This is a genomic window from Sphaerotilus sp. (assembly GCF_041083715.1).
Taxonomy (GTDB): domain Bacteria; phylum Pseudomonadota; class Gammaproteobacteria; order Burkholderiales; family Burkholderiaceae_C; genus Sphaerotilus.
Genome location: NZ_JBFPGY010000239.1, coordinates 1 through 2,545 on the forward strand (window position 1 = coordinate 1; position 2,545 = coordinate 2,545).

Annotated in this window: 2 protein-coding genes; both read left to right on the plus strand. The window is 69.2% G+C overall.

The window, feature by feature from the left end; genetic code table 11:
- Positions 1-2,340, plus strand: a 2,340-nt coding sequence (fdhF, locus tag AB3X43_RS10490) for a formate dehydrogenase subunit alpha (protein WP_369429791.1), incomplete at its 5' end; no start/stop codon positions are given.
- Positions 2,337-2,545, plus strand: a 209-nt coding sequence (locus tag AB3X43_RS10495) for a formate dehydrogenase subunit delta (RefSeq protein WP_369429792.1), incomplete at its 3' end; no start/stop codon positions are given. The genes fdhF and AB3X43_RS10495, both read left to right, overlap by 4 nt.

Here is a 2,545-nt window from a genome sequence, read left to right on the forward strand (position 1 = left end):
GCCTGCGAGGAGGTGCAAGGAACGTTCGCGCTGACGATCTCGGGCCGCGGCTTCGAGTCGCGTGTCTCGCCGGGGATGGACGAGCCGTTCATGCAGAGCGAGTGCGTCTCCTGCGGCGCCTGCGTCCAGGCCTGCCCGACCGCGACGCTGACCGAGAAGACGGTGATCGAACTCGGCCAGCCCGAGCACAGCGTCGTCACCACCTGCGCCTACTGTGGCGTGGGCTGCTCGTTCAAGGCGGAGATGAAAGGGTCGCAGGTCGTGCGCATGACGCCGTGGAAGGACGGCAAGGCCAACGAAGGCCACAGCTGCATCAAGGGCCGCTTCGCCTGGGGCTACGCGACGCACAAGGACCGCCTGACCAAGCCGATGGTGCGCGACAAGATCACCGACCCGTGGCGCGAGGTGGGCTGGGACGAGGCGCTGGCGCACGCGGCGGGCGAGTTCCGCCGCATCCAGGGCACCTACGGCCGCGACTCGGTCGGCGGCATCACGTCGAGCCGCTGCACCAACGAGGAGACCTACCTCGTGCAGAAGCTGATCCGCGCCGCGTTCGGCACCAACAACGTGGACACCTGTGCCCGCGTCTGCCACAGCCCGACCGGCTACGGCCTCGGCCAGACCTTCGGCACCTCGGCGGGCACGCAGACCTTCAAGTCGGTCGAGCACACCGACGTGGTGATGGTCATCGGCGCCAATCCGAGCGAGGGCCACCCGGTGTTCGCGTCACGGCTGAAGAAGCGGCTGCGCCAAGGCGCCCGGCTGATCGTCGTCGATCCGCGCCGCATCGATCTGGTGGACGCGCCGCACGTCCAGGCCGATGTGCATCTGCAGCTCAAGCCCGGCACCAACGTCGCCGTCATCACGGCACTGGCGCACGTCGTCGTCACCGAAGGGCTGGTCGACGAGGCCTATGTCGCCGAGCGCTGCGACCCGAAGAGCTTCCAGCAGTGGCGCGACTTCGTGTCGAAGCCGGAGAACGCGCCCGAGGCGATGGCCGCGGTCAGCGGCGTGCCGGCCGACGCGCTGCGCGCTGCGGCGCGGCTCTATGCCCGCAAGGGCAACAGCGCCATCTACTACGGCCTGGGCGTCACCGAGCACGCGCAGGGATCGACCATGGTCATCGGCATCGCCAACCTCGCGATGGCCTGCGGCATGGTCGGGCGCGAGGGCGTCGGCGTGAACCCGCTGCGTGGCCAGAACAATGTGCAGGGCTCCTGCGACATGGGCAGCTTCCCGCACGAGCTGCCCGGCTACCGCCACATCAGCGACACGACCGTGCGCGCCCAGTTCGACGCCGCCTGGGGCGTGACGCTGAACCCGGAGCCGGGGCTGCGCATCCCGAACATGCTGGACGCGGCGCTCGACGGCAGCTTCAAGGCGCTCTACGTGCAGGGCGAAGACCCGGCCCAGTCCGACCCGGACACGCAGCACGTCGCGGCGGCGCTGTCGGCGATGGAGTGCGTGGTCGTGCAGGACATCTTCCTCAACGAGACGGCCAAGTACGCCCACGTCTTCCTGCCGGGATCGTCGTTCCTGGAGAAGGACGGCACCTTCACCAACGCCGAGCGCCGCATCAGCCGCGTGCGCCAGGTGATGCCGCCGCTGGCCGGCAAGGCGGACTGGGAGGTGACGCAGGCCTTCGCCAACGCGCTCGGCTACCCGATGCACTACACGCATCCCTCGGAAGTCATGGCCGAGATCGCATCGCTGACGCCCACCTTCGCCGGCGTGAGCTTCGAGAAGATCGAGCGGCTCGGCAGCGTGCAATGGCCCTGCAACGAGACGACGGATGAAGCGGGCACGGCGATCATGCACGTCGGCGGTTTCGTGCGCGGCAAGGGGCGCTTCCTGCCGACGCAGTACGTGGCGAGCGACGAGAAGGTGACGCGCCGCTTCCCGCTGATCCTCACCACCGGCCGTGTGCTGAGCCAGTACAACGTCGGTGCGCAGACCCGCCGCACCGAGAACAGCCGCTGGCACGAGGAGGACCGGCTGGAGATCCACCCGCACGATGCCGAGGAGCGCGGCGTGAAGGACGGCGACTGGGTGGGCATTGCCAGCCGGGCTGGAGACACGGTGCTGCGGGCGGACGTGACCGAGCGGGTGCAGCCGGGCGTGGTCTACACCACCTTCCACTTCCCGGAGTCCGGCGCCAACGTCATCACCACCGACTCCTCCGACTGGGCCACCAACTGTCCGGAATACAAGGTGACGGCGGTGCAGGTCAGCAAGGTCACGCAGATGAGCGAATGGCAGCGTGACCACGCCCGGTTCAGCCACGCCCAGGAAGGCCTGCTCGCACAGGCGCACGCTGGCCAGCCGGAGGCCGCACGATGAGCGGGCAGGGCGAACAGCACCCGGGGCACGTGCACGACCCCGACCAGACGCTCGTGCGGCTGGCCAACCGGATCGGCGACTTCTTCTCGGCGTACCCGGACCGTGCCGAGGCGATCGACGAGGTCGCCAGCCACCTCCGCAAGTTCTGGGAGCCGAGGATGCGGCGGCAGCTGTATGCCTACCTGGATGGTCCGCAAGGCGGCGC